The sequence below is a fragment of the Streptomyces sp. NPDC058964 genome, assembly GCF_042741275.1.
Taxonomy (GTDB): domain Bacteria; phylum Actinomycetota; class Actinomycetes; order Streptomycetales; family Streptomycetaceae; genus Streptomyces.
Genome location: NZ_JBHYKH010000315.1, coordinates 3,888 through 5,454 on the forward strand (window position 1 = coordinate 3,888; position 1,567 = coordinate 5,454).

2 protein-coding genes are annotated in these 1,567 nt (G+C 65.5%); one reads left to right on the top strand and one right to left on the bottom strand.

Going from position 1 to position 1,567, the window contains the following annotated elements; translation table 11 throughout:
- Positions 1 to 414: 414 nt before the first annotated feature.
- Positions 415 to 768, bottom strand: coding sequence for a hypothetical protein (locus tag ACFW2E_RS30710; protein WP_384470333.1), 354 nt, complete (start codon positions 766 to 768; stop codon positions 415 to 417).
- Between the two features lie 269 nt (positions 769 to 1,037).
- Here ACFW2E_RS30710 and ACFW2E_RS30715 point away from each other — a divergent pair, with 269 nt between their 5' ends.
- Complete coding sequence (locus ACFW2E_RS30715) at positions 1,038 to 1,427, top strand: DUF3592 domain-containing protein (protein WP_384470334.1); 390 nt, start codon at positions 1,038 to 1,040, stop codon at positions 1,425 to 1,427.
- The last annotated feature ends 140 nt before the right edge of the window (positions 1,428 to 1,567 follow it).

The window sequence follows — 1,567 nt, forward strand, 5'->3', positions numbered from 1 at the left end:
AAAATAAATTTTTTCACTCCCCGCACGTTGACCAAGACCATGTACGGGATCGGCAACTCACCCCCGTGGGCCGATCCGCGCCCCACGCGGCCAGGCTGGAGGCTTCCCGGTCGGGCAGTAGGTCCACCGGCCTACGGCTTTCGACCTCGACCAGGACGGTCCCGTAGTGACGGCATTTGCGGGTCGCGTACTCATCGACGCCAACCACGCGCGGGCCCGGCTCTTCCGGGTCGGGCAAGGCTTCGACCAGCCTCAGCACCGTGCTGCGGCTGACGGACACGCCGAGGACTCGCGCCATGCGGGCCCCTGCCCGGTATCTGCAGATGACGACCCGCGGCCACCGCACGATCTTCAGGAGTCCACACAGCCCCGGATGATCACGCGATGGCCGTTCCCGCTGCGGGCAGGCAACGTTCACTCGTCGTAGTACTCGCAGTCGTCGCCCTGGACGCGCGCCCCCAGCACCCCGGCGATCTCCCGCATCTTCTTGAGAAGAAGATCATCCGGGTACTTCACCACGATCTGCCCCTCTCCCCAGTCCAACCAGGCGCCGTGAGTGTCCCGCTCGGGATGGGTGACCATCTGTGCCAGCCACTCGCGCCGGTACTCCAACACCGCGTCCTGGCCTCGCGGAGAAACCCGGGCCACCTGAACCATCTCCAGTTCCGGGTCGGCAGCGACGACCGCCGCCCACTCCTGCGTCGTGATCCGCTCGCCCGCATCCGCCCACCACGGCGTACGCCTGGTGATGTGCACGTCATAGCCCATGCCCGCCACAGTAAGGGGAGCCACTGACACCCCCTACGCAATCACAAAGTCACACTGGAGCACTAAGGGCTGTCCCGCAATTCCCGGCGGGCGCGCGACGATAGCTACGGCACCTCGCCGCATTGCCAGATCGCCCAAATATGCCCAGTATGTTTACGATCTTCCGTCTGATGCTTCGCCTGACGAATTTGCTGGTCGCTTAGCCCGTGAGTGGCTTAAGGTCATGAACTGGCCGACGTGAGGCGGCACTCGTGGAGGGGGCTGGGAGCATGCTCGACGGGCTGCGTGAATACGCACCGGGTGTCCTGATCTTTGGAATCCCCGTTCTGGGCGGGGCGTTCACGTTCATCTGGCGCGACGGGGCGCTCAGGCGCCGGGGAGTTACCGTGCGTGCTCTGTGCGTCAACCAGGGCCAGGACAAGGATGGCGCCGTGGCTCTGCGACTTCAGTATGAGGTCGACGGTAAGCAGTACCTCATCACCACCCAGAACTACACGTTCCCCCCGGCCGGAATCGGGCAGCGAGTGGATGTCATCTACGATCCCCAGCGCCCCCAGTTCGGGCTGATGACCTCCGAACTGGGCCGCGGTTTCGTGCCCTGGATCGTCGGAGGCATCGCGGCCGCACTGCTCGTGCTGACCGGGATCTCCTACATATGATCCGCCCTCACGCGAAGAACCGGTGAATCTCCTGGAGTGAGGGCGGGTCGTCACCGGAGTGGCCGTTACCACGCCGGTCCGGTGTGGGTTCGCCCTCGGGGGCCGAATCCGGACCGGCCCGCCGCGGCCCCGGCTGCGGT

Excerpts from the sequence above, each read along its gene's own strand:
- ACFW2E_RS30710 (WP_384470333.1), bottom strand. The coding sequence starts at position 768 with ATGGGCTATGACGTGCACATCACCAGGCGTACGCCGTGGTGGGCGGAT.
- ACFW2E_RS30715 (WP_384470334.1), top strand. The coding sequence starts at position 1,038 with ATGCTCGACGGGCTGCGTGAATACGCACCGGGTGTCCTGATCTTTGGA.